The 25,421-nt window shown below is 65.8% G+C and carries 20 protein-coding genes, 2 pseudogenes and 1 riboswitch; of the genes and pseudogenes, 11 read left to right on the top strand and 11 right to left on the bottom strand.

Annotated features, from left to right (window positions below; genetic code table 11):
• Nucleotides 1–13 precede the first annotated feature (13 nt).
• The 3 genes from VHL31_RS11145 to VHL31_RS11135 all read right to left on the bottom strand — a co-directional run bounded on the left by VHL31_RS11145 (nucleotide 14) and on the right by VHL31_RS11135 (nucleotide 3,425).
• Nucleotides 14–1,117 (bottom strand): amino acid ABC transporter permease, encoded by a 1,104-nt coding sequence (locus tag VHL31_RS11145; RefSeq protein ID WP_329661285.1) that lies wholly within the window; start codon nucleotides 1,115–1,117, stop codon nucleotides 14–16.
• Nucleotides 1,118–1,119: 2 nt separating this feature from the next.
• On the bottom strand, nucleotides 1,120–2,301 hold the full coding sequence (locus VHL31_RS11140; protein WP_329661284.1) for an amino acid ABC transporter permease: 1,182 nt from the start codon (nucleotides 2,299–2,301) through the stop codon (nucleotides 1,120–1,122).
• A gap of 98 nt (nucleotides 2,302–2,399) precedes the next feature.
• A complete protein-coding gene (locus tag VHL31_RS11135) occupies nucleotides 2,400–3,425 on the bottom strand; it encodes an amino acid ABC transporter substrate-binding protein (RefSeq protein ID WP_329661283.1) in 1,026 nt (341 codons plus the stop codon).
• Between the two features lie 242 nt (nucleotides 3,426–3,667).
• Here VHL31_RS11135 and metC point away from each other — a divergent pair, with 242 nt between their 5' ends.
• Entirely contained in the window at nucleotides 3,668–4,831 is a 1,164-nt protein-coding gene (gene metC, locus VHL31_RS11130) for a cystathionine beta-lyase (protein ID WP_329661282.1), read from the top strand.
• Nucleotides 4,828–5,235 (top strand): GFA family protein, encoded by a 408-nt coding sequence (locus VHL31_RS11125; protein ID WP_329661281.1) that lies wholly within the window; start codon nucleotides 4,828–4,830, stop codon nucleotides 5,233–5,235. Before metC ends, VHL31_RS11125 begins: the two co-directional genes overlap by 4 nt.
• 27 nt (nucleotides 5,236–5,262) lie before the next feature.
• Here VHL31_RS11125 and VHL31_RS26645 read toward each other — a convergent pair.
• The 5 genes and pseudogenes from VHL31_RS26645 to VHL31_RS11105 form a co-directional block, all read right to left on the bottom strand.
• Nucleotides 5,263–5,997 (bottom strand): annotated as a pseudogene (locus VHL31_RS26645) (TlyA family RNA methyltransferase); the annotation flags it as partial.
• Nucleotides 5,994–7,913, bottom strand: coding sequence for a 1-deoxy-D-xylulose-5-phosphate synthase (dxs, locus tag VHL31_RS11120; protein WP_329661280.1), 1,920 nt, complete (start codon nucleotides 7,911–7,913; stop codon nucleotides 5,994–5,996). The gene dxs and the pseudogene VHL31_RS26645, both read right to left, overlap by 4 nt.
• 29 nt (nucleotides 7,914–7,942) lie before the next feature.
• Nucleotides 7,943–8,827 (bottom strand): farnesyl diphosphate synthase, encoded by an 885-nt coding sequence (locus VHL31_RS11115; RefSeq protein WP_329661279.1) that lies wholly within the window; start codon nucleotides 8,825–8,827, stop codon nucleotides 7,943–7,945.
• 15 nt (nucleotides 8,828–8,842) lie between these two features.
• Nucleotides 8,843–9,082, bottom strand: coding sequence for an exodeoxyribonuclease VII small subunit (locus tag VHL31_RS11110; protein WP_329661278.1), 240 nt, complete (start codon nucleotides 9,080–9,082; stop codon nucleotides 8,843–8,845).
• Between the two features lie 19 nt (nucleotides 9,083–9,101).
• The gene (locus VHL31_RS11105) at nucleotides 9,102–10,034 is read right to left on the bottom strand and encodes a histone deacetylase family protein (RefSeq protein WP_329661277.1); all 933 of its coding nucleotides are present in this window, start codon (nucleotides 10,032–10,034) and stop codon (nucleotides 9,102–9,104) included.
• A 75-nt stretch (nucleotides 10,035–10,109) separates the two neighbouring features.
• Nucleotides 10,110–10,209, top strand: a riboswitch (TPP riboswitch).
• Here VHL31_RS11105 and thiM point away from each other — a divergent pair.
• The 4 genes from thiM to tenA all read left to right on the top strand — a co-directional run bounded on the left by thiM (nucleotide 10,204) and on the right by tenA (nucleotide 13,110).
• Nucleotides 10,204–10,992 carry a hydroxyethylthiazole kinase gene (gene thiM, locus VHL31_RS11100; RefSeq protein ID WP_329661276.1) on the top strand — a complete coding sequence of 263 codons (789 nt, stop codon included), beginning with the start codon at nucleotides 10,204–10,206 and terminating at the stop codon, nucleotides 10,990–10,992. Its footprint overlaps the riboswitch before it by 6 nt.
• A complete protein-coding gene (gene thiE, locus VHL31_RS11095; protein WP_329661275.1) occupies nucleotides 10,989–11,639 on the top strand; it encodes a thiamine phosphate synthase in 651 nt (216 codons plus the stop codon). The genes thiM and thiE overlap by 4 nt, the downstream gene beginning before the upstream one ends.
• Nucleotides 11,636–12,439, top strand: a complete 804-nt coding sequence (gene thiD / locus VHL31_RS11090) for a bifunctional hydroxymethylpyrimidine kinase/phosphomethylpyrimidine kinase (protein WP_329661274.1) — start codon at nucleotides 11,636–11,638, stop codon at nucleotides 12,437–12,439. Before thiE ends, thiD begins: the two co-directional genes overlap by 4 nt.
• Complete coding sequence (gene tenA, locus VHL31_RS11085) at nucleotides 12,436–13,110, top strand: thiaminase II (RefSeq protein ID WP_329661273.1); 675 nt, start codon at nucleotides 12,436–12,438, stop codon at nucleotides 13,108–13,110. The genes thiD and tenA overlap by 4 nt, the downstream gene beginning before the upstream one ends.
• Here tenA and mfd read toward each other — a convergent pair.
• Both mfd and VHL31_RS11075 read right to left on the bottom strand, forming a co-directional pair.
• Nucleotides 13,107–16,604 carry a transcription-repair coupling factor gene (gene mfd, locus VHL31_RS11080; protein ID WP_329661272.1) on the bottom strand — a complete coding sequence of 1,166 codons (3,498 nt, stop codon included), beginning with the start codon at nucleotides 16,602–16,604 and terminating at the stop codon, nucleotides 13,107–13,109. The two genes, tenA and mfd, sit on opposite strands and share 4 nt — an antisense overlap.
• A 5-nt stretch (nucleotides 16,605–16,609) precedes the next feature.
• A complete protein-coding gene (locus VHL31_RS11075) occupies nucleotides 16,610–16,876 on the bottom strand; it encodes a succinate dehydrogenase assembly factor 2 (protein WP_329661271.1) in 267 nt (88 codons plus the stop codon).
• Nucleotides 16,877–16,932: 56 nt separating this feature from the next.
• On the opposite strand from VHL31_RS11075, the gene recG reads away from it, so the two are divergent.
• The gene (recG, locus tag VHL31_RS11070) at nucleotides 16,933–19,041 is read left to right on the top strand and encodes an ATP-dependent DNA helicase RecG (protein ID WP_329661270.1); all 2,109 of its coding nucleotides are present in this window, start codon (nucleotides 16,933–16,935) and stop codon (nucleotides 19,039–19,041) included.
• Here the strand turns inward: recG and VHL31_RS11065 are convergent.
• Nucleotides 18,991–19,581, bottom strand: a complete 591-nt coding sequence (locus VHL31_RS11065; RefSeq protein ID WP_329661269.1) for a DUF502 domain-containing protein — start codon at nucleotides 19,579–19,581, stop codon at nucleotides 18,991–18,993. The genes recG and VHL31_RS11065 overlap by 51 nt on opposite strands.
• Before the next feature lie 495 nt (nucleotides 19,582–20,076).
• Here VHL31_RS11065 and VHL31_RS11060 point away from each other — a divergent pair, with 495 nt between their 5' ends.
• The 4 genes and pseudogenes from VHL31_RS11060 to VHL31_RS11045 form a co-directional block, all read left to right on the top strand.
• Complete coding sequence (locus tag VHL31_RS11060) at nucleotides 20,077–20,541, top strand: hypothetical protein (RefSeq protein WP_329661268.1); 465 nt, start codon at nucleotides 20,077–20,079, stop codon at nucleotides 20,539–20,541.
• Between the two features lie 105 nt (nucleotides 20,542–20,646).
• On the top strand, nucleotides 20,647–21,591 hold the full coding sequence (locus VHL31_RS11055) for an NAD(P)/FAD-dependent oxidoreductase (RefSeq protein WP_329661267.1): 945 nt from the start codon (nucleotides 20,647–20,649) through the stop codon (nucleotides 21,589–21,591).
• 86 nt (nucleotides 21,592–21,677) lie between these two features.
• The gene (gene betC, locus VHL31_RS11050; protein WP_329661266.1) at nucleotides 21,678–23,189 is read left to right on the top strand and encodes a choline-sulfatase; all 1,512 of its coding nucleotides are present in this window, start codon (nucleotides 21,678–21,680) and stop codon (nucleotides 23,187–23,189) included.
• A gap of 195 nt (nucleotides 23,190–23,384) precedes the next feature.
• Nucleotides 23,385–25,421: pseudogene (locus VHL31_RS11045) on the top strand (hypothetical protein); the annotation flags it as partial.

Raw genomic sequence — 25,421 nt, 5'->3', positions numbered from 1 at the left:
CGGGTCATCCCCATCAGTGTTTATGGCCGGTCTGAAGCTTCCGCTCCAAACGCTGGCTGTAGCGCGACATGGCGTAGCAGAAGATCCAGAACCCGAAACCGGCTGCGACATAGGTCTCGATCGAGCGGCCCAGCCATTCCGGGCTGGCGACGATCATCCGGGCGATGCCCAGCAGGTCGTAGAGGCCCATGATCAGGACCAGGGAGGTGTCCTTGAACAGGCCGATGAAGGTGTTGACGATGCCGGGGATCACCAGCCGAAGTGCTTGCGGCAGGATGATCAGGCCCATGCTCTGCCAGTAGCTGAGGCCCATCGACTTGGCCGCCTCGTACTGGCCCTTCGGGATGGTCTGCAGCCCGCCCCGGACGACTTCCGCCATGTAGGCGCCACTGAACAGCGAGACGCCGATCAGCGCGCGCACCAGCTTGTCCACGGACCAGCCGGGCGGGAAGAACAAGGGCAGCATGACCGAGGCCATGAACAACACGGTGATCAGCGGAACGCCCCGGACGATCTCGATCAGCGTCACGCAGAGCGCCTTGATGATCGGCATCTCCGAACGCCGGCCCAGCGCCAGCAGGATGCCGATCGGCAGGCTCGCCGCGATGCCCACGATCGAGATGAGCAGCGTCAGGAACAGCCCGCCCCAGAGGTTCGTCTCGACCAGGTCGAGGCCGCCCCAGCCGCCTGACAGGATCCGCTCGGCGATCGGCGGCACGACCAGCAGCGCGCCGGCCGCGTACAGGAGCTTCTGCTTGATCTGTGGCAGGAACAACGGAACGACGGAGACCAGGACCAGGAGGCCAGCCAGGTTCACCCGCCAGTGCTCGTCTGGTGGATAAAGCCCGTAGATGAGCTGGCCGAAGCGGACCTTGATCACCGTCCAGCAGGCTCCGTCGAACGTGCAGACGTCCCTGGTGTTTCCCGCGATGGTCGCGTCCAGGACGGCCCAGCGCAGCAAGGGCGGGACGATCCAGGCCAGGAAAAGGGCTGCAACGATGGTGAGTGCCGCGTCGAACGGCGTGGCGAACAGGTTCCGCTTCATCCAGGCCACTGGACCTGCCGCAGCGATCCTGGGTGGCTGCTGCTGGCGGGTGGTGACGATCTCGGTCGCCATGGTCAGCGCTCCACCAGCGCGATCCGCGCGTTGTACCAGTTCATGAACAGCGAGGTGAGCAGGCTGAACATCAGGTAGACCATCATGGTGATCGCGATCACCTCGACGGCCTGCCCGGTCTGGTTGTTGATGGTGCCGGCCACGCTGAAGAGATCAGGATAGCCCACCGCGACGCCCAGCGAGCTGTTCTTGGTCAGGTTCAGGTACTGGCTGGTCAGCGGCGGCACGATCACCCGCAGGGCCTGCGGGATGATCACCAGGCGGAGGGTCTTGCCCCGATCCAGGCCCAACGCCATCGCGGCTTCCGTCTGACCCTTGCCGATGGCGAGGATGCCGGAGCGGACGATCTCCGCGATATAGGAGGCGGTGTAGATCGACAGGCCGAGGACGAGAGCGACGAACTCCGGCTGGAGATTGAAGCCGCCCTGCGGCCGGAAACGGCCGATCGTGGTGTACTCCATCGTGATCGGCCTGCCGGTGGCCAGAAAGGCGACGAGCGGAAGGCCGAAGAGGATTGCCAGGGAAATCCAGAAGCGCGGAAGGCCGTGCCCGGTCCGCTCACGGCGCAGGCGCGCAAGATGCGCGAACATCCAGGCCGCTACGATCGCCACCGGAATGGAGAGGAGGAACAGCGAGGCTCCCTCATCCAGGATGGTCCTCGGGATGAACAGGCCGCTGGTGTTCAAGAATACCATGTCCGCGACGTTCAGGCTCTCCCGCGGCGACGGCAGCGACGAGACCAGCACCGTGTACACGAAGATCAACTGCAGCAGGATCGGGATGTTGCGCAGCGTCTCGACATAGATCGTCGAAAGCTTGGCGATCAGCCAGTTGCGCGAAAGCCGTCCGATCCCGACAAGAAACCCGATGATCGTCGCAAGCACGATCCCACAGATCGCGAGCAGGGCGGTGTTCATCAGGCCGATGATGAACGCTCGCCCGAACGACCAGGTGGAATCATAGGGGATGAGGGTCTGTGACACATCGAACCCGGACGGGCGCGACAGGAATCCGAAGCCGGTGGAAACGCCCAGCCTCTGCAGGTTCTGGATGGTGTTCTGAACCAGGTAGGCACCAATCGCGACGACGATTGCGACGGCGACGACCTGATAGACCGCCGAACGCACCCGGGGATCGTTCCAGAACGGGGGACGGGTCGGTGCACGTGGTGCTGACTGGGCCATGGTCGTTCCCGAGATAAGCATCGTCCGGCGGCGCAAAGAACAGGACGAGTGCGGCGGATCGAGGGCCGCCCGCAGAGCGGCCCTCCGTCCTCAGCCGGTCAGCGGAAGGGAATGGCGTACTGCAGGCCGCCTTCGGTCCACAACGCGTTCAGGCCGCGCTCGATCTTCAGCGCAGAACCAGCGCCGACGTTACGGTCGAAGCTCTCGCCATAGTTGCCTACCTGCTTGACGATCTGCATGGCGAAGTCGTTCGGAAGGCCGATCCCCTCGCCGAGCTTGTCCAGCTTGCCGAGGAAGCGCTGAACGTCGGGGTTCTGCGTCTCGCCGGCCATCTGGTCGACATTGGCCTGGGTGATGCCGAACTCTTCGGCCTGGACCATTGCATAAAACGACCAGCGTACCACGTCGGCCCACTCGTTGTCGCCGTGACGCACGCTCGGACCGAGCGGCTCCTTGCTGATGATCTCGGGCAGCACCGTGTGGTCGGCCGGGTTCTGGAGCTTCACACGGGTCGAATAAAGGCCGGACGCATCGGTGGTCAGCACGTCGCACCGACCTGCCTCGTAGGCCGCGTTGACCTCGTCATTGTTCTCGAAGACCACGCCCTGGTACTTCATGTTGTTGGCGCGGAAGAAGTCGGCCAGGTTCAGTTCGGTGGTCGTGCCGGCCTGCACGCAGACCGAAGCCCCGTCCAGTTCCAGCGCCGACTTCACGCCCAGCGAGTTCTTCGCCATGAAGCCCTGGCCGTCATAGTAATTGATAGCAGGGAAATCGAGGCCGAGCGAGGTGTCACGCGACAAGGTATCCGTCGTGTTCCGCGACAGGATATCGATCTGGCCCGACTGCAGTGCGGTGAAGCGCTCCTTGGCGTTCAGCGGCGTGTACTTGACCTTGTTGGCGTCGCCGAACATGGCGGCCGCCACGGCCTTGCACATGTCGACGTCGAGCCCGGACCACTCATTCTTGTCGTTCACCGACGCGAAGCCGGGAAGGCCCGAGACATTCACCCCGCATTGCACGAAGCCCTTTGCCTTGACGGCGTCAAAGGTCGGCCCGGCTTCGGCCGACGCCGCACCCAACGCGACCAGGGCGCAAGCGCCCAGCAGGCTCGAAAGACGCATCATCGGGATCCCCTACATTCATTCCCTGGACGATGGGCGTTCATCGTCCGCGTTCATCGTGCGAGTGTATCGCTACACTCTGCATCCGGTTGCACGCATGACATGCAATCATCGAACTGCCAACTCCGACTTACCGGGATCCATTCGCACCAGCGACAAGCGTGCAAGCCGTGTGCCACGACAAGGGCAGCTTCGCGCGGCTTACGGTTCATGCTAGCCCGGGTCCTCGCAGGCAGGAGGAACGGATGCGCGACGCGACCCTGGTGACGGCCCTCGGGCGCGATCCCGAGAACAATGACGGGATCGTCAACCCGCCCATCCAGCGGGCGTCCACCATCCTGTTCCCCAGCGTCGAGGCTCTCCTTTCGGCCCGGCCTGGGCCCGGCGTCGTGAACTATGGCCGCTACGGCACCCCGACCACATTCGCCCTCGAAGAGGCGGTGGCCGGCCTGGAAGGTGCTGGCGGGGCCGTCGCCTTGGCCTCGGGCAAGGCTGCCATCGTCGCGACGTTGCTGGCGCTTTTGAAGGCAGGCGACCACATTCTGGTGGCCGACAACGTGTATCACCCGACCCGGCAGACCGTGGAGGGCATCCTCGCACGCATGGGCGTGAGTCATGACTTCTTCGATCCGCTGGATCCTGAGGATGTCCAGGCAAAGCTTCGGCCGCAGACCAGGATGGTCTACATCGAAAGCCCGGGCTCGCTGACCTTCGAGGTGTGCGATGTGCCGGCGATCGCTCGCATCGCCCATGGGCATGGGGCGCTCGTTGTGTTCGACAACACCTGGGGCACGCCGATCTTCTTCAAGCCATACGAGCATGGCGTCGACGCCACCATCCATGCCGCTACCAAGTATATCGGTGGCCATTCCGACCTGATGATGGGCATCGTCACCTCGACGCCGGAACTTCATCCGCGGCTGCGCAGCGGCATCCAGGATCTCGGCATGGTCTCCAGCCCCGAGGATTGCTGGCTGGCGCTACGCGGGCTGCGCACGCTGGACGTCCGGCTGCAGCGGCACATGGCGAGCGGGATCGAAATTGCCCGCTGGCTGCAGGCCCGGCCGGAGGTTTCGAGGGTGCTGCACCCTGCCCTGCCGGACGATCCCAGCCACGCCCTTTGGCGGCGCGACTTCAAGGGAGCGTCGGGGCTGTTCGGGATCGTGCTGAAGCGGACAAGCGCCGCCGCCGTGGCCGCCATGTTGGACGGCATGAGCCTGTTCGGCATGGGCTGGTCCTGGGGCGGCTACGAGAGCCTGCTCATCCCGACATTCCCACAGAAATCGCGCTCGGCAGCACCATGGCAGGCAGAGGGGCCCTGCCTGCGCATCCATGTCGGCCTGGAGGCGGTCGAGGACCTGATCATCGATCTCGAGGCCGGGTTCGAGCGGTTGCAGGCGGCAGGATGACCAGCCGTGCTGGCGGCTGCCTGTGCGGCCGGGTACGCTATCTTGCGGAGCTGGAAGAGGACGACCTTGCCGACTACTGCCACTGCCGGGAGTGCCGCAGGGCGAGCGGCGCGCCCGTGGTGGCTTGGGTCCAGTTGTCGCCAAAGCGCTTTGCCGTGACGGCGGGCGATCCCAAGGCCTTCACCTCGTCCCAGCTGTCGACCCGCTGGTTCTGCGGGGATTGCGGCTCGCAGCTCTACATGACGGATGCCGGTGACCATTCCATCGGCGTCTGCATCGCTACGTTGGATAACCCCAACAGCGTCCAGCCAAAGCTGCATGGCTGGTTCAGCGAGCATCTGTCCTGGTTCGACACGCGAGACAACCTGCTGCGATTCCCGCGTCATCCGCCCTATGACGGCTGACCGGGGGCAAGCCTGCCGGTCCGAGCTCCGCCTGGCACCCAGCAGGAACTCGATGTTGCCCGCCGGGCCGGTGATCGGGCTGGGGACAATCCCCAGGACCTCCCAGCCTTGCATCGTGAACCACTCCCGGTAGCGGGTGCAGACCTCCTCATGCAGAGCCGGGTCCCGCACCACGCCTCCTTTGCCGACCCGCTCCGGTCCCACCTCAAACTGCGGCTTGATCAGCACGACGGCATGCGCCCCCAAAGGGCAGAATGCCATCGATGAAGGCAGGACGGTCGACAGGCCGATGAAGCTCGCATCGCACACCAGCAAGTCGATACGGTCAGGTACCTGCGCTGTCGTGAGGTGCCGGGCGTTGGTCCGCTCCATGTTCACGACGCGTGGATCGTTCCGCAACTTCTGGGCGAGCTGCCCGTAGCCGACGTCGACCGCGTAGATCCGGACCGCACCCCGGCTGAGCAGAACCTCGGTGAAGCCGCCGGTCGACGCGCCGACATCGAGACAGGTCAGTCCCGCCGGGTCGATCCCGAAGCGGTCCAGCCCCTCGATGAGCTTGAGGGCGCCACGACTGACCCAGCCAGGTCCGCTCCGCCTGATTTCCAGCACGACATCGTCCGGCAGGGACTCTCCCGGCTTATCGAGCTTGCGTTCACCTGTGAAGACCTGCCCCGCCATCACGATGGCCTGGGCTTTGCTGCGCGTTTCAACCAGCCCGCGGTCGACCAGGAGCTGGTCGAGCCGCTGCTTGCGCGACTTCAACCGGCAACAACCCGCAGCGGCTCGACGCGAACACCGAGGCCCTGCAGCACCTTGCGGACGATCGCATCCGAATCCAGCCCCGCATCGGCATGCTGTCCGGCCGGCGTGCCGTGCTCGATGAACAGATCCGGCAGGATCATGGAGCGCATCCGAGCCTTGCCGCTGTCGAGCAGGCTCGCTTCCAGCGCAAACTGCTGGACCTGACTGCCAAAGCCACCGATGGAGCCTTCCTCCACCGTCACCACCAGTTCGTGATGGCCGAGCAGCTGCCGCACCAGATCGCGATCAATGGGCTTGGCAAATCGGGCGTCCGCGACGGTGGCCGAGATGCCGCGTCCGGCAAGCTCGTCCGCTGCCTTCAGGCACTCTCCAAGTCGCGTGCCCAAGGACAGGAGCGCGACCCGCGTTCCCTCACGAACCACCCTGCCCTTGCCGATCTCGATCAACTGGCCGCGTGCCGGCAGATCGATGCCCACACCCTCTCCGCGCGGGTAGCGGAATGCGATGGGTCCTTCTTCGTAGGCCACAGCCGTCCGGACCATGTGCATGAGCTCGAGTTCGTCGGCGGCGGCCATCACTACCATGTCGGGCAGGCAGCCGAGATAGGCGATATCGAAGCTGCCCGCATGGGTGGCACCGTCTGCCCCGACGAGGCCAGCCCGATCGATCGCGAACCGTACCGGCAGCTTCTGGATGGCCACGTCATGCACGACCTGATCGTAAGCGCGCTGCAGGAAGGTCGAATAGATCGCGCAGAACGGCTTCATGCCCTCGCAGGCAAGTCCTGCCGCGAATGTCACCGCGTGCTGCTCGGCGATCCCGACGTCGTAGACCCGGCCCGGGAAGCGTCGGCCGAACAGGTCCAGGCCGGTACCTGACGGCATGGCTGCCGTCACTGCCACGATGGACGGGTCGGTCTCTGCCTCGGTGATCAGGCTGCGTGCGAAAACGGAGGTATAGGAGGGCAGGTTGCCGCCGGACTTGACCTGGGCGCCGGTGGCGACGTCGAACTTCGTGACGCCGTGGTACTTGTCTGCCGCCCGCTCGGCCGGGAGGTAGCCCTTCCCCTTCTGCGTCTTGACGTGAAGCAGCACGGGGCCCTTCTCGGCATCGTCCCGAAGCTCCTCCAGGATCGTGACGAGCTGGTCGACGTCGTGGCCGTCGACCGGGCCGACATAGTAGAAGCCCAGCTCCTCGAACAGCGTGCCGCCCGTGGCCATGCCGCGCGCCAGTCCGTCCGCCCGTCGCGCCACGTTCTGCAGACGCCCGGGCAGGTGCTTCACCACCCGCTTGGCCACGTCGCGCAATTCGCGGAACTCATGGCTCGCTAGGACGCGAGACAGATAGCCGCTCATCGCGCCGGTCGGCGGCGCGATCGACATGTCGTTGTCGTTCAGCACGACGATCAGGCGGGCCTTGGAGGTCCCGGCATTGTTCATGGCTTCGTAGGCCATGCCGGCTGAAAAGGCGCCGTCGCCGATCACGGCGACGACGTTGCGGTCCTCGTTGTTCAGCCGGATCGCCTCGGCAAATCCCAGGCCGGCCGAGATCGACGTCGAGCTGTGGGCGGCGCCGAATGGATCGTAGGCGCTCTCGCTGCGCCGGGTGAAGCCGGACAAGCCTCCCGGCTTGCGCAACGTCCTGATCCGGTCGCGCCGGCCGGTCAGGATCTTGTGCGGGTAGGCCTGATGGCCGACGTCCCAGATCAGGATGTCGCGCGGCGTGTCGAACACGTAGTGCAGCGCCACGGTCAGCTCGACGACGCCCAGGCCAGCGCCCAGATGCCCTCCCGTGACGGACACGGCGTCGATGGTCTCGCGCCGAAGCTCGTCCGCGAGCTGGCGAATCTGCGTCTTCGGGAGTCGACGCAATTCGTCGGGCGTCGAGACTCGATCGAGCAAATCAGTGTCGGGCATGCTGCCGCCGGCTCCAGGACATGTGCGGTTCAGCGATCACGCGTGACGACGTAGTGGAAGATGGAATCGAGCAAGTTCACCTCTACGCCCAGATCGCCGAGATGGTGGCTCGCCTCAAGAGCAAGCACATCAAGCCGTTCACGCGCGGCTTTCACACCCATCAGACTCACGAATGTAGTCTTGCCGCGCACGGCATCCAGCCCCGCATCCTTGCCTGTCACGCTGCCGTCGCCTTCCACATCCAGCAGGTCGTCCTTGATCTGGAAGGCGAGCCCCAGACATCTCGCCCAGCCGACGACGTGGTGGCGGACCGGCGCATCGGCACCGGCGATGACGGCACCGGCTTCAGCGGCAAAGGCGATCATGGCGCCGGTCTTGAGCCGCTCCATCTGTTCCAGGCCTGCCAGATCCGGCGGGTTCGCCTCGCCCTGCAGGTCGAGCATCTGCCCGCCACACATGCCAGCAGCGCCGGCGGCCCGAGCCAGACCCGCTATCAGCGTCAGCCTGGCAATTTCCGGCAGCCGCGCGTCCCCGGCAATCCACTCGAACGCAACCGCCTGCAGAGCATCACCGGCTAAAACCGCGGTCGCTTCATCGAAGGCGAGATGGCAGGCTGGGCGGCCACGGCGCGTGGACGCGTCGTCCATGGCCGGCAGGTCGTCGTGGATCAGCGAGTAGGCATGTACGGCCTCGATCGCAGCAGCGGTGGCCATCCAGTTCGACTGGCTAGCGCCGGCCAGGGCATCCGCCACGGCTCGCACGAGTGCTGCCCGCAGCCGCTTGCCGCCGCCGAGTGCCGCGTAACGCATGGCCTCGACCAGCCTCGGCGCCGCGTGATCCGCAGGCGAACCAAGCAGCCGGTCGATCTCCGCCTCCACGCTGGCGGCCGTATCCTGAAGAAAGCTGGTGAGCAAGGTGGACGGCCGACGTCAGCGGGAGGGATCGAAGGGTTCGACGCGGGGCTCGCCAGCGGCGTTCACCGACAGCTTCTCCACCCGCATCTGCGCGTCCGCCAGCTTCTGCCGGCACAGCTCCTTGAGTGCCGTACCGCGCTCATAGGCCGAGATCGCATCGTCCAGGTCCAGCTGGCCGCGCTCCAGCTCCTGAACCAGCTTCTCCAGTTCTCCGAGCGCAGCCTCGAAGCTCATCTGCTTGTTCGTTTCGGTCACAGGGCTGCTCTTCCTCCGCTCACTCTTGGCCAGCGAGCGCGCAGACATGGGCTTTGACGCTCCGGCCGAGCGCGTCGACGTCGTAGCCGCCTTCCAGCACCGATACTACCCGCCCCTGCGCATGACGGTCGGCCACGGCGACGAGTTGCTTCGTCACCCAGGCGAAGTCTTCCTCCGTCAGGCGCAGGCTTGCAAGCGGGTCGGCTTCATGCGCGTCGAACCCTGCCGAGATCAGCAGCAGTTCCGGCGCGAACCGGTCGAGCACCGGGATGACGCGGTCGGCCACCACCTTGCGGAAGAACGTACCGTCGGTGCCCGAGCGCAAGGGTATGTTCAGGATGTTGTCGCGTGCGCCTCGCTCGTTGTCGGCTCCCGTGCCGGGGTAGAGTGGTGACTGGTGCGTCGAGACGTAAAGCGTCTGCGGATCGGACCAGAAGATCTCCTGGGTGCCGTTCCCATGGTGGACGTCGAAGTCGACGATCGCGATCCTGCCGACACCATGCACGGTACGAGCCTGGGCTGCGCCCACGGCTACGCTGTTGAACAGGCAGAAGCCCATCGCACGGTTGCTCTCGGCATGATGCCCAGGCGGCCGCATTGCCGAGAAGGCGCGCTTGGCCCGACCGGACAAGATCGCATCCACCGCCGAGGCGGCAGCACCGGCCGCGCGCAAGGCTGCCTCGCGGCTGCCGGGCGAGCCGATGGTATCGGCGTCGATCTGCACGAGGCCCTGGTCCGGCAGGGCCTCCAGGAGGGCGTCGACATAGGCAACGTCATGGACGCGCTTCACCTGCTCGATCGATGCCTCCGGGGCTTCCTGCCGAAGCAGCCACGGGGCGTCCAGCTGATCCAGCGCCTCGACGACCGCCCGGTAGCGCGCCGGCCGCTCGGGATGGCCCGGTCCCGTGTCGTGGAGCAGGGCGCTGTCATGAAGATAGAGCAGGACGTTCACGTGCGGACGCTTCCTTCTGGTTGACAATGCGGGCGCTCGCCTGCGGTTGACATCGGTCGCAATCGGACCATCCTCAAGCCCGCCAAGGGGTGTTCGTCGTGACCGGCGGACTGAGATCAAACCCGTTGAACCTGATCTGGGTCATGCCAGCGAAGGGAGGCCAAGGAAGATGTCCCAGGACGTGGGACGGGTGCTCGATGCGCTGAGAAGCCGCCGGCCGCTCGTCCACAACATTACCAACTATGTCGTGATGAACTCGACGGCCAATGCCTTGCTGGCGGTGGGCGCGTCACCGGCCATGGTGCATGCCGCGGAGGAAGTCGAGGAGTTCGTCGCGATCTCCGACGCCCTGGTCGTGAACATCGGCACCTTGTCCCGGCCCTGGATCGAAGCAATGCATCTTGCTGTCGCCAAGGCGGACGGTGCGGGCAAGCCTTGGGTCCTGGACCCGGTCGGTGCGGGAGCCACGCGCCTTCGCACCGAGACGGCCCACAACCTTATTCGCCACCGGCCGGCGGTCATCCGGGGCAATGGCTCGGAGATCATGGCGCTCGTGGGCAGTTCCGGCACCACCAAGGGTGTCGACAGCACCACGGGCAGCGATGCGGCACTCGATGCCGCCCGCGGGCTGGCTCTGTCCACGGGATCCTGCGTGGTCGTCACCGGGGCCGTCGATCACGTAACCGATGGCGAGCGGGTTGTTTCCTGTGCCAACGGCGACGAACGCATGACCCGCGTCACCGGCCTCGGATGCACGCTCAGCGCGTTGACCGCAGCCTGTCTGGCTGTCGAGGAAGACCGCATCCTGGCGGCGCTTGCCGCCTGCACCATCCTCGGGGTCGCCGGGGAGTTGGTATGCGGCCAGAGCGAAGGGCCGGGCTCGCTGCAGGTGAGCATCCTGGACAGTCTGGCCAGGATCGACCGGACGATGCTGATCGGGCGGGCGAAGCTCACGTGAGGCGTCATGTGGATCTTGGCCTTTATGTCGTGCTGGACACGGCCACGACGCCACCGGCGCGCATTGCGGATCTCGCCGATGCCGCCGCTCGTGGCGGAGCCACGATCCTCCAGCTCAGGGACAAGACTTCCAGCGCGCGCCGCCTGATCGAACTGGCCGGTGCGATCCGGGCCCGGGTCGCCGGGATGGGCGTTCCCCTGATCGTCAACGACCGGGTCGACGTGGCGCTCGCGGCCGGTGCTGACGGTGCGCATGTCGGCCAGGACGATCTGCCGTCCCCTGCCGCCAGGGCCATCCCCGGTCCCGACGCGATCATCGGACTGTCCGTCACGAGCATGGATGAGATCGGGACCGTCGATCCGGCGGTGGTGGACCATGTCGGCCTTGGCCCGATCTTTGCGACCAGTACAAAGCTGGACGCGGCGCCGCCACTGGGGGCGATGGCCTTCCGGTGCATCCGCGGCCGACTGGATCTTCCGGTCGTGGCGATCGGCGGGATCGGGCTGCACAACGCCGGCGACGCCATCCGGGCCGGTGCCGACGGCATCGCGGTGGTGACGGCCGTGGCTCATGCCGCTGATCCCGAGGCTGCAGCCCGGCAGCTCTTGAGCGCTGTCCGGGATGCACGTGAAAGGGGCGCCTCTTGATCCACAACATCCTGACCATCGCCGGTTCCGATCCCAGCGGCGGTGCCGGCATCCAGGCGGACCTCAAGACGTTCGCGGCCATGCAGACCTATGGCTGCGCCGTGCTCAGCGCGCTGACGGCCCAGAACACGCAGCGCGTGACGGGCGTGCATCCGGTTCCGGCAGCGTTCGTTGCGCAGCAGATCGACACGCTGTTCGCTGATGTCCGGATCGACGCCGTGAAGGTCGGGATGGTTGCTACGGCCGAACTGGCTGCGATCATCGCCGATCGTTTGCAGGCGCATGGTGCCAGGAACATCGTGGTTGACCCGGTGATGGTCGCCAAGGGCGGCGACCGGCTGCTCGCCGAGGAGGCGGTGGCGGCTGTGCGCGAGTGCTTGTGCCCGCTGGCTACCGTGCTGACTCCCAACCTCCCCGAAGCGGCCGTGCTGACCGGAGGCGACGAGCCGACCACGCTGGCCGGGATGCATGGCCTGGTCCCACCGCTGCTGGCCCTCGGACCGGCCGCCCTGGTGCTGAAGGGAGGACATCTTGGCACCGACGACGCACCGGACCTGTTCGCGGACGGCGGGCGCGTCGTGGAGCTGCCGGCGCGCCGGATCCCCACGAAGAACACCCACGGCACCGGCTGCTCCTACTCGTCGGCGATCGCGGCACTCCTGCCCACGCATGACCCGCTGGAGGCGGTCAGGGCCGCCAAGTCCTGGCTGACCGGCGCCATCCTCCATGCGGACGAACTGGCGGTCGGCCACGGCCACGGTCCTGTCCACCACTTCCACAACCTCTGGACCCCCAGATGACCGTCTCCTTTTCGGCCTCCATGCGCCATGAAACCGCGGACCTGCTGAAGCGTATCCTGGCGCTGCCGTTCAACCGGGAGCTGGCCGCTGGGACGCTGGAGCCGAGGCGGTTCCAGCACTACGTCGTCCAGGACGCCATCTATCTGCTGGAGTATGGCCGCGTCTTGGCAAGGATCGCCTCGGTCGCACCCGAGCCCGCCACCATCTCGCTGTTCGCCAAGTCGGCCGACGGTGCGATCCAGGTCGAGCGGGCGCTGCATGCCAGCTACTTCGAGCTGTTCGGCATCACGCCCGAGCAGGTGGCCATGGCCGAGCCGTCACCGACCTGCCTGGCCTATACCGACTTCCTGCAGGCCAGCATCGCGCGCGATGGGCTGGCGGTGGGCGTGGCGGCGATCCTGCCGTGCTTCCGCATCTACTGGGATGTCGGGCGCCGGATCGCCGAGGTCACGGTCGCCGACAACCCGTTCTCCGCCTGGATCGAGACCTACGCCGACCAGAGCTTCGGGGATGCGGTCCTCGCCGTGGAGGACGTGGCCGACCGTCTGGCGGCCGAGGCATCGCCGTCGACCACCGCCGCGATGAGGCAGGCCTACCACCGCTCGTGCCAGTACGAGTGGATGTTCTGGGACAGCGCCTATCGCATGGAGAGCTGGCCCGTCCGCATCTAGGCCGCGAGCCGTGCCAGCTGGTCCATGAGCCTGTTCGCGACCTTGAGCCGCTCGCCGGGGCTCTTCGTTTCCTGGACGAAGACGATCTTGTGGTCCGGGCGGACCTTCATCTTGCCCTTGCTGTCCGAGATCAGCCCGATCAGCTTGTCCGGCTGCGGGAACCTGTTCTGGTGGAGGCTCAGCACGATTCCCTTCGGTCCTGCGTCGAGCTTGGCCACATTGGCACGCTTGCACAGCAGCTTGACGGCAATGATGGCGAGCAGGTTCTCGGTCTCGGGCGGAAGCTTGCCGAACCGGTCCACCAGCTCGGCCGCGAAGCCGTCGATCTCCTCGAGCTCGGTCAGCGAAGCCAGGCGGCGGTACATGGCAAGCCGCAGATCGACATCGCCGATCCAGCTCTCGGGCATGAGAGCCGCGGCATCCACCGTGATCTGCGGCGTCCAGTCGGTCGGTGCCTCGTCCGGCCCGCCCTGCGCGCCGGCCTTGGCTGCCGCGATCGCCTCCTCGAGCATCGAGTTGTAGAGCTCGAAGCCTACCTCCTTCACATGGCCGGACTGTTCGTCGCCAAGCAGATTGCCGGCACCACGAATGTCCAGGTCATGGCTCGCGAGCTGGAACCCGGCGCCCAGCCCTTCCAGCGACTGGATGACGTTGAGGCGCCGCTCCGCCGTGTCGGCCAACTGCTTGTCGGGGGTCGTCAGGTAGGTATAGCCGCGAACCTTCGACCGACCCACGCGCCCCCGAAGCTGATAGAGCTGGGAAAGCCCGAACAGGTCGGCGCGGTGGACGATCAGCGTGTTGGCCGACGGGATGTCGAGCCCGCTCTCGACGATGTTCGTGGCCAGGAGCACGTCGATCCGATGGTCGTAGAACTGCCCCATCGTCTCTTCGAGGTCCTTCGGCGCCATCCGCCCGTTCGCGATACCGATCTTCAGCTCAGGCACCAGCTTGCGCAGGTCCTCCGCCAGCTTGTCCTGGTCTGAGATGCGAGGGCAGACATAGAAGCTCTGGCCGCCGCGATAGTGCTCCCGCATGAGCGCTTCCCGGATCACCACCGGGTCCGTCGGCATCACGAAGCTGCGCACGGCCAGGCGGTCGACCGGCGGCGTCGAGATGACGCTCATGTCCTTCATCCCCCCCAGCGCCATCTGGAGCGTGCGCGGGATCGGCGTCGCCGTCATGGTCAGCACGTGCACCTCGGCGCGGTACTGCTTCATGCGCTCCTTGTGCACGACGCCAAAATGCTGCTCCTCGTCGATAACGACGAGGCCCAGGTCCTTGAACTGGACATCCTTGGCCAGCAGCGCATGGGTGCCGACGACGATGTCCACCCTGCCCTCCGCCAGCTCGGCCTTGACCTGCTTTTGGGCCTTGGCTGGCACGAAGCGGGAGAGCTGCTCGACGCGGATGGGCAGATCCGCGAAGCGCTCGGTGAACACGCGGTAGTGCTGCCGGGCAAGTAGCGTCGTGGGTGCCAGCACCGCGACCTGGCGACCGGCCGCGGCCGCCACGAATGCCGCGCGCAGGGCCACCTCGGTCTTGCCGAAGCCGACATCGCCGCAGATCAGGCGGTCCATCGGTTGGCCGCTGGCCATGTCCGTCAGCACCGCCTCGATGGCACTCAGCTGGTCCTCCGTCTCCTCGTACGGGAACCGCGCTACGAACTCGTCGTACAGACCGGGAGCCGTTTCCAGCGGCTGCCCCTTGCGCAGTGCGCGCTGGGCAGCGATCGCCAGCAGTTCCTGCGCGACCTCGCGGACCCGCTGCTTGACCTTTGCCTTTCGTGCCTGCCAGCCGGCCCCGCCCAGCTTGTCGAGTTGCACGGCCTGATCGGCATGGCCGTAGCGGGACAGGATCTCCAGGTTCTCGACCGGAATGAACAGCTTGTCGCCGCCGGCGTACACGACCTTGAGGCAGTCATGGGGTGCGCCGCCGATCTCAAGGGTGATCAGCCCTTCAAACCGGCCGATGCCGTGCTCCGCATGGACGACATGATCGCCCTCGGCCAGCACCGAGAGGTCCTGGATGAACTTGTCGGCGCGTTTGCGCCGCGTAGCTGACCGCTGGAGGCGGTCGCCGAGAAGGTCGACCTCGCCCAGGATGATGATGTCGGTCGTGTAGAACCCGCGCTCCATCGGCAGGACCGCAAGCTTGGCACCCGGCTTGGCGTCTGCCTCGGCCAGGCTCGTCACGACCGGCAGGCCGGGCAGCCCGTGATCACCCAGCACCGTCCGAAGTCGATCGGCCGAGCCTTCCGAGTGCGTCGCCAGGATCGGGTCCTTGCCCTCACGGGTCAGGTCGCGGACGTGGTCGGCGATCGCCTGGAAAAGGTTGATGTTGCGGTCCTGCCGCTCCTGGGTGAAGTCGCGGACCGGCCGGGCACCCAGGTCGACGACGAGGTCGATCCCCTGCGGCTTCGTGAGCGGCGGGGGTGACGGGGAGTAGGTGAGCGACGGCCGGTCCGCCAGCTGCCGGGCCAGGGCGTTCTCGTCGAGATAGAGCAGTTCCGGCGGTAGTGGCCGGTAGACCGTCGTACCGAAGCTCGTCCCCTTGGGTGCCGGCTCCTGGCGTGCCCGGTAGTGCTCGCCGACCAGAGCCTGCCGGGCCTCGATCGCCTCGTCGGCATGATGGTCGAACGCAATGGTCCAGCCGCTGCCGAGGTGATCGAAGAGCGTGACCAGCTTTTCGTGGAACAAGGGCAGCCAGTGCTCCATGCCCGGAAAGTGCCTGCCTGCTGAGACAGCCTCCAAAAGCGGATCGCCGGTGACCGCCCCGAATCGCTGGAGGTAGGCCGTCTTGAACCGGTCGATCGAGGCCGGGTCCAGCGTGACCTCGCTCACCGCCTGGAGCACGATCCGCTCGTGCTTGCTGCTGCTCCGCTGCGTGAGCGCGTCGAAGCTGCGGATGGTCTCCAGCACCGCGCCGAAGAAGTCCAGGCGCAGCGGCTCCGGCTGGCCAGTCGGCCAGAGATCCAGGAGCCCGCCCCGGACGGCATACTCGCCCGCCTCGACCACGGTCCCGGCGCGGCGAAAGCCGTTTCGCTCAAGATGCGCGACCAGATCGTCCCGCTTGATCCGAGTTCCTGCCTTCACCACCAGGCGCCCGCTGCGCACCACGTCGGGCGCCGGCACCCGCTGGGTCAGCGCGTTCACCGTGGTCAGCACCAGGCGAGAGCTGCCCTTCTCGCCAAGTCCGGCAAGCGTCGCCAGCCGCGTCGCCATGATCCCGGCATTCGGGGAGATTCGGTCGTAGGGTAGGCAGTCCCAGGCCGGGAACGGCAGGACGGGGATCGATGGAGCGAAGAAGGCGAACTGGGCCGCAAACTGCGCCGCCCGTTCCGCATCCCGCGCCACGAAGACGGTCGAACTGCCGTTCTTGGCGATCCGCCGCGCCAGGTGAAGTGCATCCAGACCGCCGACCCCGCGCGCCAGCAGGATCTTGCGCGGCCGGGTGGCGCTGGCAGTCGTCGTGGGTGCTACGGAAGCGACGGACATCAGGATCAGGCTTTCCCTTGTGCCTCGGCACGGATCAACGCGAAGACCTCGTTGTCGTGCCTTGGCGGAAGCGGCTGCATCCCGGTGATCCAGGCCCAGATGTCGACGTCGGCCTCGCCGAGGAAGCGCTCGTAGGCGTCCAGGGATGCCTCGTCGAACTGATGCAGGTAGGCTCTGGCGAAGCGCCCCAGCAGGATGTCGTTCTCGACCTGCCCCCGATGATGGCTGAGGTAGAACAAGCGCTTCTTGCGATCTTCGATGGTCTCGGTCATTCGCAGCGCTCCGGGCGGGCGTCGTCGCGATCTAAGAGGTGTGCGGTCTAGCGGAGATGGGGGACGGTTCCAAGGACGGCACGTACCAGCCGGTCGCCATGCCACATGAGCGCCCGTCGATCCTCCTGCCTCTGTTCGCGCCCTTGCGCGGCCTTCAAGGCGTGGGACCTGCCCTGGAGCGCCGCCTGGCCCGGCTCCTTCAGGCCGCCGATCCGGTGGTGCTCGATCTGCTCATGCATCTTCCCTCTTCCTTCCTCGAATCGCGCCCGATGGCGGCGTTGTCGGACGAGGACGAGGGCAGGTCCCGTACGCTGCGTGTCCGGATCCTGTCCCATCAGCACACCATGATCCCGACCCGCCCGACCCGCATCCACGCCGAGGGTCCCGCCGGCGACGTCGAGCTGGTGTTCTTCAAGACACCAAGAAGCATGCTCGAGCAGCGGTTCACGGTCGGCAGGGACCTCCTGATCCACGGCCGGCTGCAGCGATTCAACGGCCGCTGGCAGATGGCTCACCCGGAAAGGCTCGATCCCGCCGAGGCCGATCTCCCGATTCCGGTCTATCCCTCGATCGGGGGTCTGCACCAGGGCGTCCTGCGTGGCCTGGTACGGCGAGCCCTGAAGAAACTCCCGTTGCTTGAGGAGTGGCAGGAAGACGGGTTGCTGCGCGCCGCCGGGTGGCCCCGGTTCGACGAAGCGCTGCGTCTGGCCCATGCGGCTCCTGATCGAGCGGCAGGTGCCCGCCTTGCAATGGACGAGCTGCTGTCGATCCAGCTGGGCCTTGCAATCGCCCGGCGCGCGCGCGAGAGGGCATCGGGCAGGAGCACCCAAGGGGACGGCAGGCTTCGACGACAGCTTATCGCCTCCCTGCCGTTCCAACTGACGTCCGATCAGGAACGCGCGGTCAATGAGGTCGTCGCCGACATGGCTTCCCCGGCACCGATGCTCAGACTCCTGCAGGGGGATGTCGGGTCGGGCAAGACCTTGGTGGCGCTGCTCGCGATGCTGGCTGCCTATGAGGCTGGCTGTCAGGCGGCTTTGATGGCGCCGACGGAAGTGCTGGCGACACAGCACGCCGCTGGGCTGGGCAGATTGCTGGCGCCGATGGGGCTGGCCCCATTGCTGCTGGCCGCCCGCATCAAGGGCAAGGATCGCGCGGCGATCCTGGAACGCCTGCGCTCCGGGGAACCGGCCCTGGTCGTCGGTACGCATGCCCTGCTGAAGGACGAGGCGGCCTTCACCAACCTGGCGCTGGCCGTCGTCGATGAACAGCATCGCTTCGGGGTCCGGCAGCGCCTCACGCTTCGCTCGAAGGGCCGCGCAGTGGACCTGCTCCTGATGACCGCGACGCCGATCCCCCGGACGGCCGCGATGAGCATGCACGGCGACATCGCGGTCAGCATCATCGCGGAGCGTCCGCCCGGGCGCCTGCCCATCGCCACCGCAGCCGTGCCGATGGACCGGATCGAGGAGATCTACGCGGCTGTCCAGCGAAGGCTCGAGCGTGGCGAGCGCATCTATTGGGTCTGCCCGGCAATCGATATGGGAGAGGAGGAGGACCGATCCGCAGTGGAGGCGCGCGTGCTGGCCCTTCGCGAGCGATTTGATACCGCCGTCGGCGTGGTCCACGGCAGGCTCAAGGAAGTGGCAAAGAATGCCGCTATGGCCGACTTCGTCGAAGGTCGCACTCCTCTCCTCCTCGCGACGACAGTGATCGAGGTCGGCGTAGACGTCCCGCAGGCGACGCTGATCGTCATCGAGGCGGCGGAGAAGTTCGGGCTGGCGCAACTACATCAGCTGCGCGGCCGGGTCGGCAGGGGACCTACGCCGTCCGCGTGCATCCTGCTGTGGCGAAACCCGATCTCCGCCATGGCCAAGGCGCGCCTCGCATCCCTGCGGGCAAGCGATGACGGATTTTATCTGGCCGAGCAGGACCTGTCCCTGCGTGGGCCAGGTGAGATCCTGGGAGATCGCCAGAGCGGCATGCCCGAGTTCAAGCTGGCGGACCTGGCTCGTCACGCCGAGCTCGTCACGCTCGCCGCGTCCTCGGCCCGGCGCATGCTGGGCGACGATCCTATGCTCACCGCGCCGCAAGGGCGCGCGCTTCGCATTCTACTACACGTTTTCCGGCGCACGGACGCTCTCGGGCTCCTCGACGGCGGCTGAAGGCTTGGCGGTTTTGACACCCCCGACGATCCCGAAAGACAGGATGAGCTTGAACGCTTCGTCGACGCTGATCGGCAGCACCCTGATGCGGCTGCGGGGTACGAAGACGATGAAGCCTGAGGTTGGGTTCGGTGTCAGTGGTACGAACACCGAGGCGTGTGGCCCCTCGAGTTCGTCACCAAGCGCCATCGGAGCGTCGCCAGTCAGAAAGCCCACCGACCACTGGCCCTCGGTCGGGAACTCCACCATGACGACTTCGCGAAACGCCCTCGCCTGCTGCGCGAACAAGGTCTCGAACAGTTGTTTGAGCGTTGCGTGGATCGACCGGACGATCGGCATGCGCGCGAGCAGCAGCTCACCCCAGCGGACAATGGTTCGACCGATCAGGCCGGCCGTCGACCAGCCGATCAGCACCAGGAACGCCAGTGCCATCAGCAGCCCCAGGCCGGGAAGGCTGAACGGCATATAGGTTTCGGGATTCCACTTCGCCGGAAGGATCGAGTTCATCCAGCCGTCGAAAAACCCGACCACCTGCCACACGACATAGGCCGTGATGAGCAGGGGCGCCGTGACGATCATCCCGGCGAGCAGGTAGTTCCGGAGCCGCAGGCCGATAGGCTGCCTCGGCAGAGACATGGCCGCACGATCGAGTCCCAGACCAGAAGGCGAGTTCTTATGTGACATCAGTGCAACAAGGAAGCGGCGGACCTCATAGAAATATGAGTCTCGACGGCTCCACGTCCAGCGCCGAATTGGCGGTTCCACCCTGGCCGCTGGACCCAGCCTCACAAAAGTTCACCTAACGCGCGAAACGCCGGAACGGGATCAGCGCAAGAAGCCCTGATTCTCCTACAGAAAATGATCGTCGGTGGTCGAGCGGGACATCTTAAACTCATATATCAGCAAAATTTTAGGGATCTTTAACGCAACAGCGGCAATAGTTATTGAGGATTTCGAAATGTTGACACACTTCGGTCAAGGTAACATCAAGTCGTCCTATAGGGCGCTACAACGACCGTTGGGGGCATCGAAGAGATGACTGTCGTGAACAACATGCTTCTCATCCGGCGGATCAATGACCTCCATCGCAAGCGCGATGCGCTGATAGAGCGCCAGGACCGCATGCGTTCGGTGCTTCCCGACTGGGCAATCGAACCGCTCAAGATGGCCGGGATGTCGGCGAGGGAGATCGAGGACATGGTCGCGGAGGCGTCCATGGCCGAGCAGCAGTGCGGCCTCAGCGAGATCGAGCGTGATGTTGATCGTATCGATCAGCAGATCGAGGAAGCCGAGAACCAGCTGATCTCGGCGCCTCACAAATCGCTCGATGCTGTCGAAACCGTTCTTCGCCTGGCGGTCGACCGGCTGAAGCGTCAGGTTTCGACTGATCCGAACGACGTCTTCTACGACTATGGCGAAGCGCGGGGCATGTTCATGCTCGACAGCGTGGTCGAGGATCTCGCCGCCTTCACGCAAGCTGGGCAGCGCGTGGCGAGCTGACGGGCGATTTGGGTGCATCGTCCTCGTTAGCTATCCGTACGAGGCATCGCTTCTTCCCATCGCCGCCGCGACGCCCCAAGCTGCCATCGTGGCTAGGGAGATGGGATGGTGCAGATCGCGGTCATCGGCGCTGGGACGGCAGGAGCGGCCTGCGCCCGCTCGCTCGCGGACGCCGGCCTGATGCCAACTGTGTTCGACCAGGGCCGCTATCCAGGGGGACGACTGGCACATCTGTCGGTTGAGGACGCCAGCTTCGATGTCGGCGCGCAGTACTTCACCGTGCAGCATCCCGACTTCCGGCGGATCGCGCAGCAGTGGGTTGCCGAAGGGCGCGCTGCTGTCTGGGAAGCGGTATCGTCGGATCCGGTCCCCCGCGCGCGCCATGTCGGCGTTCCCGGCATGGACGCGCTCGCGGCCACCCAATTGCAGGGCCTGTCGGTCTGCTCAGGGCAATGCGTCGAGGAGATCAAGCGCAGCGGCCATCTATGGCAACTTTGTGCTGCCGGACGATCTCTTGGCCGGTTCGACGCCGTCGTCACCTGTGTACCGGCACCTGACGCGCAGCGGCTCCTGGCGTTCCACCCGATGCATGACCTGATGGACCGGGTCCGCCTGGACCCATGCTGGTCGGCGATGGCCATCTTCGCCGACCGCGTGCCCGTCGACTTCGACGTGACCGAGCCCGGAGATGGTCCGATTGTGTTTGCGGCGCGGAACAACAGCAAGCCCGGCAGACAGGCGGCCGAGGCCTGGACCATCCACGCGCGGGCCGCCTTCTCGGCCATCCACCGGACGCGCGGCACGACCGAGGTCGCGGATCTGCTGCTTGACGAGTTTGCCCTGCTGATCGGTCGGCGTCCGCCGCCGGTCTGCTGGAAGCACGCCCACTTCTGGCCACACAGCAAGGTGGCTCGTCCCATGCACGAACCCTGCCTGCGGGACCCCGAGTTGAAGCTCTTCGCCGCTGGAGACTGGTGCATCGGTGCCCGCGTAGAGGCTGCGTGGCTCTCTGGTCGCGCGGCCGCGACCGAGTTGCTCAACGCAATATGAAGTACGCCAGCTTACGCTCGCTGTATCGCTGTTGCGAACGATGTGCCATCCGCAGGAGGGATCTATCCTTGTCCTAGTGAGCCCTCATGCGTCCGGACATCCTCCTCTTCCAGGTCGATCAACTCGCGGTGCGATGGCTGCCGATGCACGGCCATCCTGTTGTCCAGGCGCCGACCCTCATGCGCTTGGCCGAAGCTGGTGTCCTGTTCGAGAACAACTATTGCAATGCTCCCCTCTGCTCGCCATCCCGCTTTTCCATGCTCACCGGAGCGCTGCCGTCGCGTATCGGTGCCTATGACAACGCGGCCGATTTTCCGGCCGACCTGCCGACCATTGCCCATTATCTTCGTGCAGCCGGCTACCGTACCGTTCTATCCGGCAAAACCCATTTCTGCGGTCCGGACCAGCTCCACGGGTTCGAGAAACGGCTGACGACCGACATCTATCCGTCGGACTATGGGTGGACCCCGGACTGGGAACAGCCGGAGGTCCGGCCGTCCTGGTACCACAACATGGTAAACGTCCGGGATGCGGGCACAGCCTTTCGAACCAATCAGCTGGACTATGACGAGGAGGTGGTCCAGGCGGCGCGCCGCGAGATCTACGATGCCGCGCGCGACAATGACGGTCGGCCCATGTTCATGATGGTGTCGCTGACCCACCCCCATGATCCCTACGTCCAGCGGCCGGAATTCGCCGACCGCTACGATCTTGCTGCTATCGATCTGCCGGCCATCAGCGCGGCGGCTGTGCCACTCGATCCTCATTCGGCACGGTTGCGGCACGTATCGGCCATGGACGAGTTCGAGATCACCGAGGACATGGTCCGTCGTGCCCGGCGCAGCTACTACGCATCGATCACCTATGTCGACGAGCAGCTCCGTCTGATCCTCCGGGCATTGGAGGAAACCGGCCGGGCCGAGCGGACGGTGATCGTCTTCACCTCCGACCATGGCGACATGCTCGGCGAGCGTGGCCTCTGGTACAAGATGAGCTGGTTCGACCCCTCGTCGAAAGTCCCTCTCCTTGTCCATGCCCCCTTCCTGTTCGGTCCGCGGCATGTGCCTGAGGTGGTCTCGCTGGTCGATGTCCTGCCCACGCTGATCGACATCTCGGAGACAGGGCCCCGCCATGCAGCACCATTGGATGGCCGGTCGCTGATGCCACATCTGACCGGCAGCAGCGATGGCCATGACGAGGCGATCGGCGAGTATCTGGCCGAGGGCGCGATCGCACCCCTGTTCATGATCCGCCGCAACCGGTGGAAGTTCGTGTCGTCCTTGCCGGACCCGGACCAGCTCTACGATGTTGCAGCCGATCCTCATGAGCAGTTCAACCTGGCGCATCTGCCTGAGCACCAGGATCTGGTGCGACAGTTCCAGGCGGAGTTGGCCCGCCATGCCGATCCGCATGCACTCCGCGCGCAGGTCATAGCCAGCCAGAAACGGCGGAGGCTGGTCGATGCAGCCATGCGCCAGGGTGCCTGGACCTCCTGGGATCATCAGCCGGTCGTCGACGCTACCACCAGCTATGTCCGCAGCCATCTCGTCCTTGATGATCTGGACGCGAAGAAGCGCTGGCCTCCTGCAACCTCCTGATGCGTCCGGTGCGGCATGGATGCTGCCCCCGCAGCAGAATCATGAAACATTGGTAAACTTGGATTTGACAGGCGCAGCGGCAGAGGCGATCCACCCTGCGCCATCATCGGCATCCCGAAGCGGTCATCCGCTTCGCCTTGTGTAGATCTGTGCTTGGGGGAAATGGTGCTGACGGTCAGAGTTACGCGTTGGCTGATGCTGACGGCGATCATGCTGATCGCCATGGGATCGGCCCATGCCGGTACGGCGCCCGATCCGACGAGACGCGGGCCGTATGTCGTCGGCGAAGGCAGCTATGCCTTGCCTGCCAAGCTCGACAGGGAGTTGTCCGACGAGCTGAAGACCGATCTGGCGGCGGCCGTCTGGTACCCCAAGAACGCACCGGTCAGCGTGCCGCGCCCGCTTCTCGTCTTTCTCCACGGGAACCATTCTACCTGTGGACGGTATGATCGCACCCGCAAGATCCGGGTGGATGATGATACTTCGTACACATATGACGGACGCTGCCCTAAGGGCTATGTCCAGGCCCCCAGCCACCTGGGCTATCGCTACCTGGCGCAGCGCCTGGCGGAGTGGGGCTACGTGGTCGTCTCCATCAACGCCAATCGCGGCGTGAACGCGGCCCCCGACAGCTTTGACGACCCCGGATTGATCCTTCGCCGCGGCAGGCTGATCCTGCGGCACCTCGAGAAGCTCGGCCAGTGGAGCCGCGCTGGTGGTGCGCCCAGCACGATCGGCTTCAACCTGCGCGGCCAGCTCGACTTCGCCAATATCGGTATGCTGGGCCACTCACGTGGCGGCGATGGCATCGTTGCCGCCGTTGAGCTGCTCCGCGACAAGACGGAGCCCTGGGCCCGGCGCCTGCCCACCAACACGCTGGTGCGCGGCCTGTTTGCGATCGCCCCGACCGACTTCCAGGAGAACCAGCCGCGTCCGCTGAACCTCGCGTACACGGTGCTTCTGCCGCTGTGCGACGGCGACGTGTCCGACCTGGAAGGGCTGCGGTTCTTCGAGCGCGCCATGCAGTCGGACCGGGAGACGACCAAGGCGTTCAAGGCAGCCTTCACGGTCTGGGGCGCCAACCACAACTTCTACAACACCGAGTGGCAGGAGTCCGATTCCTCCGGCTGCGTTGGCCATGCTCCACTGTTCGGGCAGACGGTCGGCTCCGCCAAACAGCGTGAGACGGCGGTGGCCCCTGTCATGGGCTTCTTCCGCGCGACCGTCGGTCGCAACGCCAATCCGGTCTTCGCGCGGCTCCTGGACAGCACGCACCAGCCGGCCGAGCCATTCCGCAACCTCACGCGCTATACCCAGGCCTGGTCGTCCTCCCCGGATGCGAGCGTGAGCAAGGTGCTGGAACGGTTCCAGGCCACGAGTCTGCGCAGCAAGGTGGGCGTGGCCCACAAGCTGACGCGGATGCAGGCCAAGCCCGTCACGATCCCCGACCACGAGATCAGCGGCCTGGCGCTGTCGTGGCGCAATGCGACGCCGGCCAAGCCGTCCAGAGCCGTCGTGACGTTCGCCAAGGCCGGTCAGTCGGTCAACGCCCGCATCTATTCGAGCCTCGAGGTGCGGATGAGCGTCGGTTGCGGCGGCGAGCTGGCCTATCCCGACTGCTATGAGAATCCGCCGATCAAGGACAATGTCGAACTCGACGGAGAGATCCGGCTGATCGATATCGGCGGCCGTCGCTCCACGCCTGTGTCGGTGGCTGGCTACGGCAGTGTCTATGCGCCGGGCGGCGTCGACTTCGAGGGCTACTATTTCGTTCGTCATCCAGTGCTGGACGGGCTGCGCATTCCCACCAGCATCTTCCGCGGCGTCGACCTGGAGCGGGTGCGGAGCATCGAGTTCTCGTTCGGCAAGCAGAGCCGCGGCGTGGCCTATGTCGCCGACCTCCGCCTCTCGCGCGCACCTGCCGCCTACCCGCCAGGGACAACCAGCATAGCCGCGGCGGCAGCACCTAGCCTGCGCATGGCAGCCCAGGCCCAGACGCTGCAGCAGGCGGCCATGCCCGACGAGGAGAACGAGATCACGTTCCAGCGCAGCATCGGCAGCGACCGGGACGGACGACAGGTCGCCCTCATCGACATCGTGGCCAGCTCGCCCAGGGCCTTCCCGGTCACCGGCAACGGGCTCACTCTGCGGATCGGGGAGGTCGAGGTGCAGGGCGGCAGCTTCGTCGGGCCCGGCCGCACCGACCAGGTGCTGTTCCGGATCAGGGAATCG

Source organism: Geminicoccus sp. (assembly GCF_036263595.1).
Lineage (GTDB): Bacteria > Pseudomonadota > Alphaproteobacteria > Geminicoccales > Geminicoccaceae > Geminicoccus.
The sequence above is the reverse complement of the archived record's forward strand: the minus strand, read 5'-3'. Positions and strand labels throughout refer to the sequence as shown.